The 13,950-nt window shown below is 60.2% G+C and carries 8 protein-coding genes and 3 pseudogenes; 5 read left to right on the top strand and 6 right to left on the bottom strand.

From position 1 onward, the window contains the following. Nucleotides 1-112 precede the first annotated feature (112 nt). A pseudogene (mgtA, locus tag CE491_RS05260) lies at nt 113-2,851 on the bottom strand (magnesium-translocating P-type ATPase). 672 nt (nt 2,852-3,523) lie between these two features. On the opposite strand from mgtA, the gene CE491_RS05265 reads away from it, so the two are divergent. The 3 genes from CE491_RS05265 (at nt 3,524) to CE491_RS05275 (ending at nt 7,932) form a co-directional block, all read left to right on the top strand. Beyond that, nucleotides 3,524-4,540 carry a class I SAM-dependent rRNA methyltransferase gene (locus tag CE491_RS05265; RefSeq protein ID WP_110947307.1) on the top strand — a complete coding sequence of 339 codons (1,017 nt, stop codon included), beginning with the start codon at nt 3,524-3,526 and terminating at the stop codon, nt 4,538-4,540. 110 nt (nt 4,541-4,650) lie between these two features. Beyond that, on the top strand, nt 4,651-7,614 hold the full coding sequence (locus CE491_RS05270) for a DUF748 domain-containing protein (protein WP_110947308.1): 2,964 nt from the start codon (nt 4,651-4,653) through the stop codon (nt 7,612-7,614). A 15-nt stretch (nt 7,615-7,629) separates the two neighbouring features. Beyond that, nucleotides 7,630-7,932: a DUF2845 domain-containing protein gene (locus tag CE491_RS05275; protein WP_407681332.1), complete on the top strand. Its 303-nt coding sequence runs from the start codon at nt 7,630-7,632 to the stop codon at nt 7,930-7,932. A 152-nt stretch (nt 7,933-8,084) separates the two neighbouring features. Here the strand turns inward: CE491_RS05275 and CE491_RS05280 are convergent. Next, nucleotides 8,085-8,346, bottom strand: a pseudogene (locus CE491_RS05280) (methyl-accepting chemotaxis protein); the annotation flags it as partial. Between CE491_RS05280 and CE491_RS05285 the strand changes: the two are divergent. Next, nucleotides 8,303-8,624: pseudogene (locus CE491_RS05285) on the top strand (tryptophan synthase subunit beta). The pseudogenes CE491_RS05280 and CE491_RS05285 sit on opposite strands and share 44 nt — an antisense overlap. Before the next feature lie 198 nt (nt 8,625-8,822). On the opposite strand, the gene lapD reads toward CE491_RS05285, so the two are convergent. Further along, entirely contained in the window at nt 8,823-10,769 is a 1,947-nt protein-coding gene (lapD, locus tag CE491_RS05290; protein WP_110947310.1) for a cyclic di-GMP receptor LapD, read from the bottom strand. Nucleotides 10,770-10,777: 8 nt separating this feature from the next. Next, entirely contained in the window at nt 10,778-11,473 is a 696-nt protein-coding gene (gene lapG / locus CE491_RS05295) for a cysteine protease LapG (RefSeq protein ID WP_407681331.1), read from the bottom strand. Between the two features lie 172 nt (nt 11,474-11,645). Here lapG and CE491_RS05300 point away from each other — a divergent pair, with 172 nt between their 5' ends. Continuing rightward, nucleotides 11,646-12,806 carry a glycosyltransferase family 4 protein gene (locus CE491_RS05300; protein WP_110947312.1) on the top strand — a complete coding sequence of 387 codons (1,161 nt, stop codon included), beginning with the start codon at nt 11,646-11,648 and terminating at the stop codon, nt 12,804-12,806. An 11-nt stretch (nt 12,807-12,817) separates the two neighbouring features. Here CE491_RS05300 and CE491_RS05305 read toward each other — a convergent pair whose 3' ends face one another. Both CE491_RS05305 and CE491_RS05310 read right to left on the bottom strand, forming a co-directional pair. After that, entirely contained in the window at nt 12,818-13,435 is a 618-nt protein-coding gene (locus CE491_RS05305) for a TolC family protein (RefSeq protein ID WP_110947315.1), read from the bottom strand. A gap of 112 nt (nt 13,436-13,547) precedes the next feature. Beyond that, nucleotides 13,548-13,950: HlyD family efflux transporter periplasmic adaptor subunit (locus CE491_RS05310; protein WP_199884996.1), on the bottom strand; the 403-nt coding region annotated here is incomplete at its 5' end.

The raw sequence follows: 13,950 nt of genomic DNA on the forward strand, positions 1-13,950 counted from the left end.
CATCTCCCTCTTGTAGGAGCGCGCCTGCCCGCGATGCAATCTGTCAGACAAATCATGCAGCTGACACACCGCAATCGCGGGCAAGCGTGCTTCCACAGGACAGAGGCTGGCGTCATTGCCAACCGAACTTGCGCACATAAAACCCTTTCACCGCCTGAGTCAGCCCTACATATCCCAGCAGAATCAGCGGCAGGATGACGAAATACAGCGGTGGCAGCGCCTGCAGTTTGAAGTAGTGCGCCAGTGGCCCCATCGGCAGGAATATGCCCACCGCCATGATTATTCCGGTCATCACTGTCAACGGCATGGCCGCGCGGCTTTGCAGGAACGGGATTTTCGGGGTACGGATCATGTGCACGATCAGCGTCTGGGTCAGCAGCCCCACGACAAACCAGCCCGACTGAAACAGGGTCTGGTGTTCCGGTGTATTGGCACCGAACACGTACCACATCACCGCAAAGGTGGTGATGTCGAAGATCGAGCTGATCGGCCCGAAAAACATCATGAACCGGCCCACATCCGCAGGCTGCCAGCGTTGCGGTTTCTTCAGCAGTTGCTCGTCGACGTTATCGAATGGAATGGCGATCTGCGAGATGTCGTACAGCAGGTTCTGCACCAGAAGGTGCATCGGCAACATCGGCAGGAAAGGAATGAATGCGCTGGCCACCAGCACCGAGAACACGTTGCCGAAGTTAGAGCTGGCGGTCATCTTGATGTACTTGAGCATGTTGGCGAAGGTCCGGCGTCCTTCCAGCACGCCCTCCTCCAGGACCATCAGGCTCTTTTCCAGCAGGATGATGTCGGCCGCTTCCTTGGCGATGTCCACCGCACTGTCCACGGAAATCCCGATATCGGCGGTGCGTAGGGCAGGGGCGTCGTTGATGCCGTCGCCCATGAAGCCAACTACGTGCCCGTTGCCCTTGAGCAGCCGCACGATGCGCTCCTTGTGCGAAGGCGTCAGTTTGGCGAAGACGTTGGTGGTTTCCACTGCCGCCGCAAGTTCCGCATCGCTCATGCGCTCGATATCCCCACCCATCAGCAGACCCTGGCGCTCCAGCCCCACTTCACGGCAGATCTTCGCGGTCACCCGCTCGTTGTCACCGGTCAGCACTTTCACCGCCACACCATGTTCGGCCAGAGCTTTCAAGGCCGGCGCGGTGCTTTCCTTGGGCGGATCAAGGAAGGCCACGTAACCGATCAGTGTCAGATCGTTCTCATCGGCCAGGCCGTAGGTGTCGCGCCCTGCTTCCATCGCCCGAGCGGCCACCGCCACGACCCGCAACCCTTCTTCGTTGAAGGACGCCGTGACTTGCAGAATACGCCCCAGCAATTCAGGGGTCAGCGCTTCATCGACCTCGCCGTGACGCACGCGCTGGCAAACGCTCAGCACTTCTTCCAGCGCACCTTTGCAGATCAGCAAATGCGGTTGACCCTGCTCCTGCACCACCACCGACATGCGCCGACGGTTGAAATCGAACGGCGCTTCATCGACCTTGCTGAACGCCGTCCCGACCTGCAGTTGGCGATGAATTTCCACGTGCTCCAGCACGGCGACGTCGAGCAGGTTTTTCAGGCCGGTCTGGTAATAGCTGTTCAGGTAGGCCATCTCCAACACGTCATCGGACTCATCGCCCCACACGTCCACATGGCGGGCGAGGAAGATCCTGTCCTGGGTCAGGGTGCCAGTCTTATCGGTGCACAGCACGTCCATGGCGCCGAAGTTCTGGATCGCGTCCAGGCGTTTGACGATGACTTTCTTGCGCGACAGGAACACCGCGCCCTTGGCCAACGTCGAGGTGACGATCATCGGCAGCATTTCGGGGGTCAGGCCCACGGCGATGGACAGCGCGAACAGCAGCGCTTCCATCCAGTCTCCCTTGGTGAAGCCGTTGATGAACAGCACCAGCGGCGCCATGACGAACATGAAGCGGATCAGCAGCCAGCTGACCTTGTTGACCCCGGCCTGAAATGACGTCGGCGCGCGGTCGGTGGCACTGACCCGTTGCGCCAGGGCGCCGAAATAGGTGTTGTTGCCGGTCGCCAGAATGACCCCGGTGGCGGCGCCGGAAACCACGTTGGTGCCCATGAAGAGGATATTCTCCAGGTCCAGCGGATTGCCGGTGTCGACCTCCTGCCGACGGGCGAATTTCTCCACCGGCATCGATTCGCCCGTCATCGCGGCCTGGCTGACGAACAAGTCCTTGGCGCTGAGCACGCGGCAGTCGGCCGGGATCATGTCACCGGCGGACAGCACGATCAGGTCGCCCGGCACCAATTGCTTGATCGGCAGTTCGACGCGCTGTGGCCTGCCATTGCCTGGAGTGCCGTTCTCGCAAGCACCCGCTCGACGCATCACGGTGGCAGTGTTGCTGACCATCGCTTTGAGCGCATCCGCTGCCTGATTGGAGCGTGTTTCCTGCCAGAAACGCAGCAGGGTCGAGAGCACGACCATCGAGAAGATCACGGTGGCGGCCTTCATGTCCTCGGTCAGCCACGAGATGAAGGCCAGCAGGGTCAGCAGCAGGTTGAACGGGTTCCTGTAGCAATGCCACAGATGCACTCACCAGGGCAGCGGCTGTTCGTGCTCGACTTCGTTGAGGCCATGTTGTTGACGCAGGGCCAGCGCTCCGTCTTCGCTTAGGCCTTCGTGGTGGCTTCCCAGACGAATGAGCAGTTCAGGCACATCGGTGCTGGCGCCACGGGTGAGGGTCTGCGCCAGGGTTGGTGGCACTTCGCGACTAACGCTGGCATCGCTCACGCTATCGAGCATCGCCAGCCGACGGAAGTGCCGGGCGAAGTGACGGGTCCGCAGAAAGCCTGGGAAGAATTCTTTGAGCAGGGCGAGCTTCATGGTGGTGAGCTTCATGGCGGTGTCCCTGACTTAAGGGCTGACTTCAAAAAGGCCCGAGCAGGTACGGCCGTCTGCACGCGCAGTTCCAAAGGGAACGGCACGCAAAGTCAGGCCCGCAGCCATAAAGGCCGCGCGGGTGTGACATCAGGAAAGGGACAGGGCATCCGCTCTGTAGCAGCCCGGCTTGGCGGCGGTGTGATCTCAAGGACCTCATCGCTGTCAAATCCAGCTGCTACAGAAAAGGCGGGCACTGCCGTTTCTCGCGCTTGTCGGCGAGAAAACGGCAGTGAAAAGGCTGCGCGTTATCGTGCCGAGAATTGGCCGGTCATCGAAACCGGCTGACGTCTGTCACTCGAACAAGTACCCACTGTGGGTCTGCGCATTGGTTGAAAACGGGCGAAGAATACGCCCGGCTTTTATGAGAGTAAACGGCCACTACAGGGTCTGCCGAGACTATTGCGTTGGGGTTCAGGGGAGGTTCAGGAACGTAGCGGACATCTCACCTGTAGGGGCGCGCTTGCCCCGCGATTGCGATGTGCCAGACGCCACTCATGTCGCATGTGCCGACGCCATTCGCGAGCAAGCAAGGTTCAAGCGGTGTGTGGCATCCCAAGACCGCAACAATGCTTGCTGCTAAACTCGCACGCCCTTATTCCTGCCCCAAGGCGCCGCATGTCTTCCTTGAATCAGGCGCTCAGCGTCGCCCTCGACAATCGCCAATCCCTGCTCGCCGAGCTGCACGCCCAGGGCACTGACTGCTACCGCCTGTTCCACGGCAGTCAGGAAGGTGCGAGCGGTCTGACCGTCGACCGCTACGGCCCGCAATTGCTGGTGCAAAGCTTTCACAACAGCCTGGATCGCGACTCGCTGCTGGCCTTGCACGCAGCGATCAACGCGCGCTTGGGCCTTGAATTGATGCTGGTCTACAACGACCGTTCCCACGGCAATTCGCGGATCGACCGTAGCGACGCTGTCTACAAGGCCGACGACGCCGCGCTGGAAGACCTGGTGGGTCACGAATGGGGCCTGAACTACCGGGTTCGCGGCCGCCATGCCGGTCAGGACCCGCTGCTGTTTCTCGACCTGCGCAACGCGCGCGGCTGGGTTAAGGACCACGCCAAAGGCAAGAGCGTGCTCAACCTGTTCGCCTACACCTGCGGCGTTGGGCTGAGCGCGGCAGCAGGCGATGCTCGCGAGGTGTGCAATCTGGACTTCGCCGAAGGCAACCTCGCCGTGGGCCGCGAAAACGGCCTGCTGAATCCGCAATTGCCGGAAATGCAGTTCATTCAATCCGACTATTTCCCGGCGATTCGCCAACTGGCCGGCCTGCCGATCGCCTCCCGACGCGGTCAGAAGCTCCCGAGCTATGTGCGCCTGGAACAACGCCAGTTCGATCTGGTGTTGCTCGATCCACCCGCCTGGGCCAAAAGCGCCTTCGGCACCGTGGACTTGCTGCGCGACTATCAAAGCCTGCTCAAACCGGCGCTGCTGACCACCGCCGAAGAAGGCGTGCTGATCTGCTGCAACAACCTGGCGAAGGTCAGCATGGATGACTGGCGTGAGCAGGTCCTGCGCTGCGCAAGCAAGCTTGGCCGCCCCGTTCGCGACTGCCAGGTGCTCACACCGGGCGCCGATTTTCCGTCGATGGACCAGCAGCCACCGCTCAAGACATTAATCTTGCAGCTTTGATTGCGTAGCCAGCGTCAGGCCTTTCCTGCAGCTTTTGAAGCGACGACTTCGGAACCAGATTGACGTGCCATACTCAAAAGCACCTCACTTCGAGAGAGTTGGCGACCCATATGCCCAAAGGATTGAAACGCGCCATCGGCGCCCTGCTGGCCGTCTTCGCAATCTATAGCTTGCTGGGGTTCCTCATCCTGCCCGGTATTGCGCTGCGTGTGATCAACCAGCAGTTGACCAACTACGCCTCGGTGCCGGCCAAACTGGATCGCCTCGAACTCAACCCCTACACCTTGGAAGTGACGTTGTGGGGCCTGAGCATCGGGGCGCCGGGCAAGGAGCAGATCGGTTTCGAGCGGCTCTACGCCAATCTCCAGATCGACAGCCTGTGGACCAAAGCCCTGCATCTTGAGTCAGTGGAGTTGAACAAACCCAAGACCGAGCTGCTGTTTTCCAAGGACGGTACGCTTAATCTGGCCGGGCTGTTCAAACTGCCGCCGAGCGAGCCGGCCAAGCCTGACGAGCCGCCGAGCAAAACTTTCCCGCTGCGCATCGGCCAGATCAAACTGGCCGACGGCTATGTGCATTTTCAGGACCTGCGCCCCAGCGAGCCCATCGAGTTTCTCTACGACACGCTGAATTTCGAGCTGAAAAACCTCAGCACGCTGCCCGAAGACAACGCCGACATGACCCTTGTGGCGGCAGGCCCCGAAGGTGGCCAGATTGACTGGGTCGGGCGTATCAGCCTGGTTCCGATCAGCTCCGAAGGGACCCTGAAGGTCACTGACGGCAAAATGAAAGTCTGGTGGCCCTATGTGCGCGATGCCCTGCCGCTGGTGCTCAAGGATGGCGTGCTCAACTTCGATACCCACTACAAACTCAATCTGGCCAAGGAAACCGAGCTGCTGCTGGACAACACGTCGCTCAAGGTCGCGCCGTTTGCCATCGATGCGCCAGATGGCCGACCACTGGTACGCCTGAACAACCTGGAGGTCAGCGATACGTCAATCGACCTTGCCAAGCAACGGGTCACTGTCGGAAAGATCCGCAGTCAGGGCCTGGAAACCTGGGCCGCTCGGGAGTCTGACGGTGAGTTGGACTGGCAGAAGTTGTTCGCCAGTCAGCCGTCCAAATCCGAACAGAAAAAGGCCGAAGCCGAGAAACAGCAGCCCGCCACTGCCTCCGGTGCCGAAACCACAGCGAGCAAGGACTCTGCCGCGCCGAGCAAGCCTTGGCAGGTTCTGCTGCGTGACACCCAACTGCGCGATTACCGCGTGCATCTGGCAGACAAGGTGCCCAAAGCGCCTGTGGCGCTGGAGGTCGGCCCGCTCAATCTGGACCTGACCAACTTCGACAGCCTCAACGAGTCGCCTTTCAATCTCAAGCTCGACACCGGCCTGGGCAAGCAGGGCAAGCTGACCGCCGAGGGTGAGGTCAATCTGGCGCCGGTGCGTGCCAGGCTCAATGTCACCACCCGCGACATTGACCTGCGCGTGGCGCAGTCTTACATCACGCCGTTCATTCGCCTGGAAGTGCGCAGCGGCATGCTCAACACCGATCTGGCCGTTGACCTGAAAAGCACCGAGCCACTCGCGCTGGGCATCACCGGCAAGGCTCAGGTCGATCAGCTGCACACCCTCGACACGCTCAAATCTCGGGATTTCGTGAAGTGGCAACAGTTGAATGTCGAGGGCCTGAACTTCCAGCTCGGTGACAGTCTGAGCATCGCCACGATCAACATCGAGCAGCCGTACGCGCGCTTCGTCATCGCCGACGACCGCACCACCAACATTGACGATTTGCTGATTCCGCAGCCCGCAGAAGGTGCTTCGGCCGTGTCGAAGACAGCCCCTAAAGCGAAAGCGGCCGCCGACAAGCCGATGGGCATTCATATCGGTGAGGTGAACATCAACAACGGCTCGGCCAACTTCGCCGACTTCAGCCTCACGCCCAACTTCGCCACCGCCGTGCAGCAACTCAACGGCAAGATCGGCACGCTGGACAATCGCCAGGACAAACCGGCTCCGGTGAATGTTCAGGGCAAGGTCGACCGCTACGCACCGGTCACCATCAAGGGCGCGCTCAACCCGTTCAACCCGCTGGCAAGCCTGGACATCGCCACAAGTTTCCGCCGCGTCGAATTGACCACCCTGACGCCCTATTCCGGCAAGTTCGCCGGTTATCGCATTCGCAAGGGACGGTTGAATCTGGACCTGCATTACCTGATCACCAAGGGCCAGTTGAAGGCCGAAAACAAGGTGGTGGTCGAACAGCTGCAATTGGGTGAAAAGGTCGACAGCCCGGACGCCGTGAACCTGCCGCTGAAACTGGCGGTTGCCCTGCTCAAGGACGTCGACGGCAAGATTTCCATCGAACTGCCGGTCGCCGGCGATTTGAACAACCCGCAATTCAGCGTGATGCCGATTGTCTGGCAGACGTTGCGCAACCTGGTGGTCAAAGCTGCTGCGGCGCCGTTCAAGTTCATTGGCGGTTTGATCAGCGGCGGCGGCTCGGAAGATCTGGGTACTGTGGCGTTCGCGCCGGGTTCGGATGAGTTGAGCGGCGAAGCACAGGATTCACTGAACAAGCTCGCGGCAGCCTTGAAAGAGCGCCCTGCCCTGCGTCTGGAAATCGAAGGCACCAGCGCTGAAGCCAGCGACGGCCCGCTGATTGCCCAGCAGCGGCTTGAGCGCGAATACCAGAGCACCTATTACAAGATCCTCCAGCGCCGGGGCGACAAGGTCCCGGCTCAGGCAAGCGATCTAACAGTGCCTGACGACGAAAAACCGCCAATGCTCGAAGGGATCTATCGCACCCGCCTGAAGCAGCAGCCGCCCGCCGAATGGGTCGATCTGGGCAAGGAAGAACGCCAGAACAAGCTGCGCGACGCGGTGCTCAAATCCTGGAGTTCCAGCGCCCTGTTGCTGCGCCAATTGGGTCAGGCACGCGCCGGCAGCATCAAGGACTACTTGGTGGACAAAGGACAACTGGCGGATGATCGGGTCTATTTTGTCGATGCATCCCTCGGTCAGCCGGAAAAAGACGGTCGCGTCATCAGCCCCCTGCATCTGGACAGCGAGTAACGACTTTTGAAGAGTGTGTTAACCAGGACCGTGGCGATTCTCGGTCTGGCAGTGTTGAGTGGCCTGGCTCAGGCCGATACGTTGCGTTGCGGCAGTCAATTGATCAGCGTCGGCGACCGGATGTTCGAAGTGCAACAGAAATGCGGCCAGCCGGTCAGCCAAGACATCATCGGTTACAAGGAAACCGTCAATCACTTCCGCCAGGTCGATCAGGTGCAGGTCCAGGAATGGGTCTACGGCCCGAACAGCGGGATGTACCAGTATCTACGGTTCGAGGGTGGGCGGTTGGTGCGGATTGATAGCAAGCGGGGGCGGTAACCCCGCTCGATTTCCTGAGACGCCACCAAGCTGTAGGAGAGCGCTGCCCGCGATTGCAGTGTGTCAGGCGAAGATTCTGGAACTGACAAATAGCAATCGCGGGCAAGCGCGCTCCTACGCCCTTCGGGCGGAAGCAGGCTTGCGGCACGGCATCAAGTCCTGAATTGCTTCACTAACCCGCCCAGCCGATCCCCGAATTCCGTCAGGCTGCGCGCGGTATGTGCGCCGCTCTGGGCGTCGTCGGCGACGGTGTCCACAGCCTGGGCGATCTGGGTCATGCTAAGGCTGATCTCTTCGGCGACAGCGGTCTGCTCTTCCGATGCGCTGGCGATCTGCGCGTTCATGGTGAATTTCCTGAGTGCTCTGCTGCGTGCGACTGGCCAACGGGCGAACCTCGTCGGCCACCACGGCGAAACACTCGACCGAACAGCTACCAGCCGACGATCACCAGATCCAGGCTTGGTACACCGATGAAGTGGTAGAGGAAAAGCTTGAATCAACTCAAGTTGAGCGACATGGAGATGATCCGTGTACTCGACGACTTGATTCAGGTGCTGACCAGCAAAGGCGTCCTGAATATCACCAATCTTCCGGCCGCCGCACAGGCAAAATTGCTTGATCGTAACCAGGCGCGAGAGACGTTGGGCGGCCTGAGTGATTTGATCAATGACGATGAAACGCGGTTGATTTGAACGAACCTAATTGCGTTTCTGCCCGAACGGCGAGCAAGCTTGCTCGCGATCTGGCGCGCAACGGTAGTAAAGTCTGAGCGCGTGACAGGGCCGACCCAATGCATCGGCGGTTTTACTGCCGCGGCGCACGAGATCGATGACAAGCCAAACTTCCACAGCCTCTGGCCGGAACAAGAGCCTCAGCCGCAGCGCTACGCTTCACTCCCACGGCGCCGGATCCCCAAACAAACGTCCCTGCACCCCTTCTATTCCCATTTCCGCGATCACCTGGTGCTCGCCCTTGGTCTCGACGCGTTCGGCGATCAACGGCAGGTCGATGCTGTGCGCCGCGCGCTGTACGGCTTCGATGAACAGGCGTTTGTGGCTTTCTTCGTCGATGGCGCGGATGTAGCTGCCATCGATCTTCAGATAGGCTAGGCCCAGATGCGCGAGGTTACCGATCATGCTGAAGCGCCCGCCAAAGCGTTGCACGGCCAGAGTGAAACCGACGGCCTGAAGACGACGGGTCAGCTGTTCGAGAACCGCTTGCGCAGGCAGTTGCTCTTCGCCGATCTCAATGATCAGTTTGCCGCCGAGCTTGGGGTGCTGACGCAACGCATTGAACACTTGATTCAGCGCAGCGGGGTCATTGAGGGTTGCCGTCGAGAGGTTCAAGGCCAGCGGCTGACCGTGGGTGCCGAGATGTCGGAGCGCCTGCTGCAGCATCAGCAGATCAAGGCGACTCGACCAGCCGAAACGTTCGATCCAGGGCAGGAAACGCCCCGCCGGAATGGTTTCCCCCTGCTCATTGACCAGCCGCGACAACGCTTTGTGGTGCATCACTTGATTCGTATCGTGAGTCCCTACCACCGGCTGGAAGAACAACTCGAAGCCGCCGTGTGTCAATGCGTGATCGAGCACACGATGCCAGGTGTGTTGATCGTCAGCGACGCCGGTGACTTCGGCGTTTTCAACATAACTCCAGGTCTGCTCGCCGTGGGTTTCGGCCTGCGACAACGCTTGGTCGGCAAGGCCGAGCAAGGTCAGCGGCGCTTCGCCAGGGGTATACGGGGCCATGCCCATGTGAGCGACCGGAGACACATCGCTGGCGCCCGTCGCGACCAGTGCTTTCAAGGCATACTCCAGATCGAGGGCCAGCTCCAGCGCTTCTTCGCGGACCATGCCAGGTGCCAGCACCGCGAACTCGCCGCCCCGTGAACGGCTGATCAGGTTGCGGGTTTTCGGGTACTTTTCACACTGTTCGAGCAACACCTGCGCGACTGCGACCAATAACGCATCGGTGCGCTTGCCGCCCATTCGAAGGTTCAGACCAGCCAGATCCTGAACGCGCAACAGCAGCAGATGGCCGGCCCGATGCTCTTCCTGATTGGTGACATGAGCCTTGAGCTGCATATCGAAATAACGCCTGTTGGACAGGCCGGTCAGGCTGTCCTGATAGGACTCGACGCGCAGTCTTTCGCTACGCTCGGCATATTCCTTGAACAGCGCCTTGAGCTTCTCGACCATCTGGTTCATCGCCTGCACCACTCGGCGCAGCTCCGGAGTACGCGGCAGCTCCGGCAGCGTCAGGAATTCACGACGACCAATGGCTTGGGACTGCGCAACCATGTAATCCAGCGGCTTCAACTGCCGACGCAGCAGCAGCGCGCCAAGGACTGCGCTGACCACGCCACACAGCACCAGCCAGCCGAGGCTGCCCAGCGCGCTCTGCCACAACTTCGCCAGCGCAAACATCGGGTGGCTTACCACCTCGACCCGCGCCGTCTGCTGCCAGCCGCGACTGACTATTGCCTCGCCCCCCGCTGGCTCCAGACCGATGGCATCGATGAACCACTGGGGCACGCCCTGGTTGTCCGGCGTGGAGCTGCGCTCGACGATCGCGGCACCAGTTGCCAGATCGACCACGCGGATGCTGGCGTAATAGCCGCTATCGAAAATCGATGTGACCATCAATTCGACCATCGCCGGATCGTCGATGTTGTTGGTCAGCGACAACGCCAGGGACGTGGCCGCATCCTGTGCGTGGGAGCGCAGCTGGTTGACGTACTGCGCCCGCGAACTCTCCAGGCTGACGACAAAGCTGCCCGCAAACGCGACCACCAGAAACAGACAGATAGCGATCAACAGCTGTTTGAACAGAGACATCAGTACTCCTAATTCTCGGGCTCGGTCGGGAAGCCTTCGGCGGCCATTTTCTTCAACACGTCCTGCCAGCGCGACAGACGCTTGGTATCGCCCACTTTCTTATTGCCCTGCGCACCCGGCAGCCACAGCCCTTGCGCATTGAAGGAATAGACCGGCAACAGGTCCGGCCGCTCGCTCGCGGGTTTGATTTCGTTGATCAGGCTGTCGAGCACCAGGGGCATCGCGTTCGGGCTCGAGTAGTAGGTCAAGACCATGTGCGCGCGGTTCAGGCGCAACGCCTTGACGTAGGTGATCAGCAGCTTCTCGCCGGGAACGCCCAACCGACGCAGGCTGAAATACTTGGCGATAGCGTAGTCTTCACAGTCGCCAGCCCCCTTCCACAACGACTCGATCGGCGTCGCCCAATAATCGACTTCATGCCACAGGTCGATGTCTTCCATGTGGCGCATCTGCTTGTTGAAGAACAGGTTCACCACCGTCAGCTTGTCCATTTCGCTGACCTGCTTTTCGGTGGCCAGCAGATGCTGCCAGGCGTCGATCCGTTGCTTGCCCGCCCCCAGCGGCCCGTAAAGCGCTTCGGCCCGACGGCTGATCAGAGAAAAATCCCAATCGGCACTCAGATAGCTCGCACACGCCGTGCACGCCAGTGCAAGCGCCAGAAGCAACCACAACCCTGGGCGCTGGTGCGCTGAACGTGCTGCCAATTCGTTGAGTCCATAGGGCAAACGGATAACCGGAAAGCGATGGTGAGGGGTTGGGGGAGGAAACGCAATGGCGCGTTGAGATCATGCGCAGAAGCAAATGCCCGAAAACGCTGCTCATGATAGGCTCGCGCCCCTTAATTTCATGACTCGCCGGATTGGTTTGGAAACGCGTATGGATATTGGTCTGAGCTGCACCGTCTGGGCAGGGTGTGAACGTGCCGGTCATCTGGATGGTATCGGCGTGTACACCCGCTCTCTGTGGCAGGCGATGGAGGAGCTCAAGCGAAGCGAAGAGCCAGGCATCACCGTCATGCCTTATGCGTTTGGCCGCAATTTCCCCGAACTGGCGTGCGGCGTACCAAAGACGCTCTCGGCTGATTTCCGCATTCAGGTGCTGGCGAGCGGCTTGCTCAGCCTACCGTTACCCAACTCCTCCGCCATCGCCCGCGATGTCGACATCGTGCACGCCTCAGATCACCAGATCCCGAGAATCAGTGGCGTTCCCGTCATTGCCACGGTCATGGACGCGATTCCGCTGATTCATCCGGAATGGATCAGACAGAACCTCAAGACCCTCAAAGGCTGGCTGTTCGCTCGAAGCGTGCATAGCGCCGATCATCTGATCACCATCTCCGAGCACAGCAAGCAGGATCTGGTGAGGCACATGGGGATCGCCCCCGAGAAAATCAGCGTGACGCCGCTTGGCGTTGACCCTGGGTATTTCGAGCGCATCCCGCTTGAAACCCGCGACGCTGTGCTGGAAGAGCACCGCCTCCAGCCCGGGTTTTTCCTGTTCATCGGCACGCTGCAGCCGCGCAAGAATTTGCCCAAGGTGCTGGAGGCGTTCAATGCGCTGCCGGAGTCGGTCCGCAAACAGCATCCACTCATCGTAGTGGGACGTGACGGTTGGGCCAACGAAGACTTGATTCCGCAGCTCAAAGCATTGGAAGAAAAAGGCGAAGGACGCTGGCTCAGTTATCTGCCGCAATCTGACGTGTTCGCACTGCTCCAGAGCGCTAGCGCCTTGGTGTTCGCCTCTTTGTACGAAGGGTTTGGCCTGCCGGTCATCGAAGCATTCGCGGCCGAATGCCCGGTTATTGCGTCGAACACCACGTCGCTGCCGGAAGTGACTGGCAATGCCGCCTGGGGAGTCGACCCGCATGACGCTGCAAGCATCGCGGCGGCAATGCTCGACGTCTTGAGCAACGACGCACTCAGGAGCGAACGGGTTGAAATAGCGCTGGAACGCGCTCGTCAATTCACTTGGCAAGAATGCGCCCGGCAGACCCTCGCGGTGTACCGCAAAGTATTGGCAGCATACCGACAAGCGTGAGTGGCTGCAGGCTACTTGGGGGCTACCTGAGGGCCTGAGTTATTCAAGTCCTTCAGCGCTTCAGAATCATCGCCACCAAGCCACACGTTCACGCTGGCAACGCTCTCTTGCGACAACTTGCCGGCCCAGCGATTCAGAATGAACAGATTGGTGATGAAGTCATACTGCGATTTCAGCAGATCGGAGTTCTTGGCCATCTGCCTGGCATACAAGGCATTGACGCGATCGAGGCTACCTTGGGTGGCGCGCCGCTCGGCCGATACCAGCGCCAGCGCATCGTCGGCTGCCAGCGCAGCGAAATACCGCTTGGCCAGATCGACCGTGGCTTCAGCCTGAGAGTCCTCGGACTGCAAGCTCTTCTGCAACGTGACTCTCTTAGCCTTCTGATACCGCTCCCACGCCTCTTTGTTGTAGACGAACTGGCTCAGGTTCAGCGAATAGCTTTTGTTGTCATAGATATCCCGCGACAGATCGTCCTTGCGCAGAATCCGGTTGATGTTGCTGCTCGCCGTGACCTGCGGCAGCAACCCACCAAACGCTTCGCGCTCCTGCTGTTTTGCAGAGCGTGCATGGGCGTAGGCCGACAGGATGCGTGGATCTTCAAGCCGAGACTCTTTGTACAACGTCATCAAGTCGAGGGAATAGGTCGAAGCACTAACCTGTTGCGGGGCCGCGGGCTGCGCCGCATTCGCGTTGAGCGCAAACACCCAAAAAGCGGACCGGGAAGCATACTGGCCACGGTCATTCCTCGATCATCGACTTGGCGAACATGTTGCGCGCAGGCTTGAGCAGGTACTGCAGCATGGTGCGGTCGCCCGCATTGATCAGCACTTCCGCAGGCATCCCCGGCTGCAACTTGCGATCGCCCAAACGCTTCAGGCCTTCATCGGTGAATTTCACCCGCACCAGGTAATAGCCCTCGCCGGTTTTCTCGTCGGTAAGACGGTCAGCCGAAATTCGCGTGACCTGCCCCTGAATCACTGGCGTGGTGGCAGCGTTGAACGCGCTGAAGCGAATGTCGGTGAGCTTGCCGAGGGTGATGCGGTCGATGTCGTTCGTCGATACGTGCGCCTCCACTACCAAGTCCGATGATTCCGGCACGATGTCCAGCAGCGGCGTTCCCGCGCTGACCACCCCCCCCCCC

The organism is Pseudomonas bohemica, from assembly GCF_002934685.1.
In the GTDB taxonomy this organism is placed as follows: Bacteria; Pseudomonadota; Gammaproteobacteria; order Pseudomonadales; family Pseudomonadaceae; genus Aquipseudomonas; species Aquipseudomonas bohemica.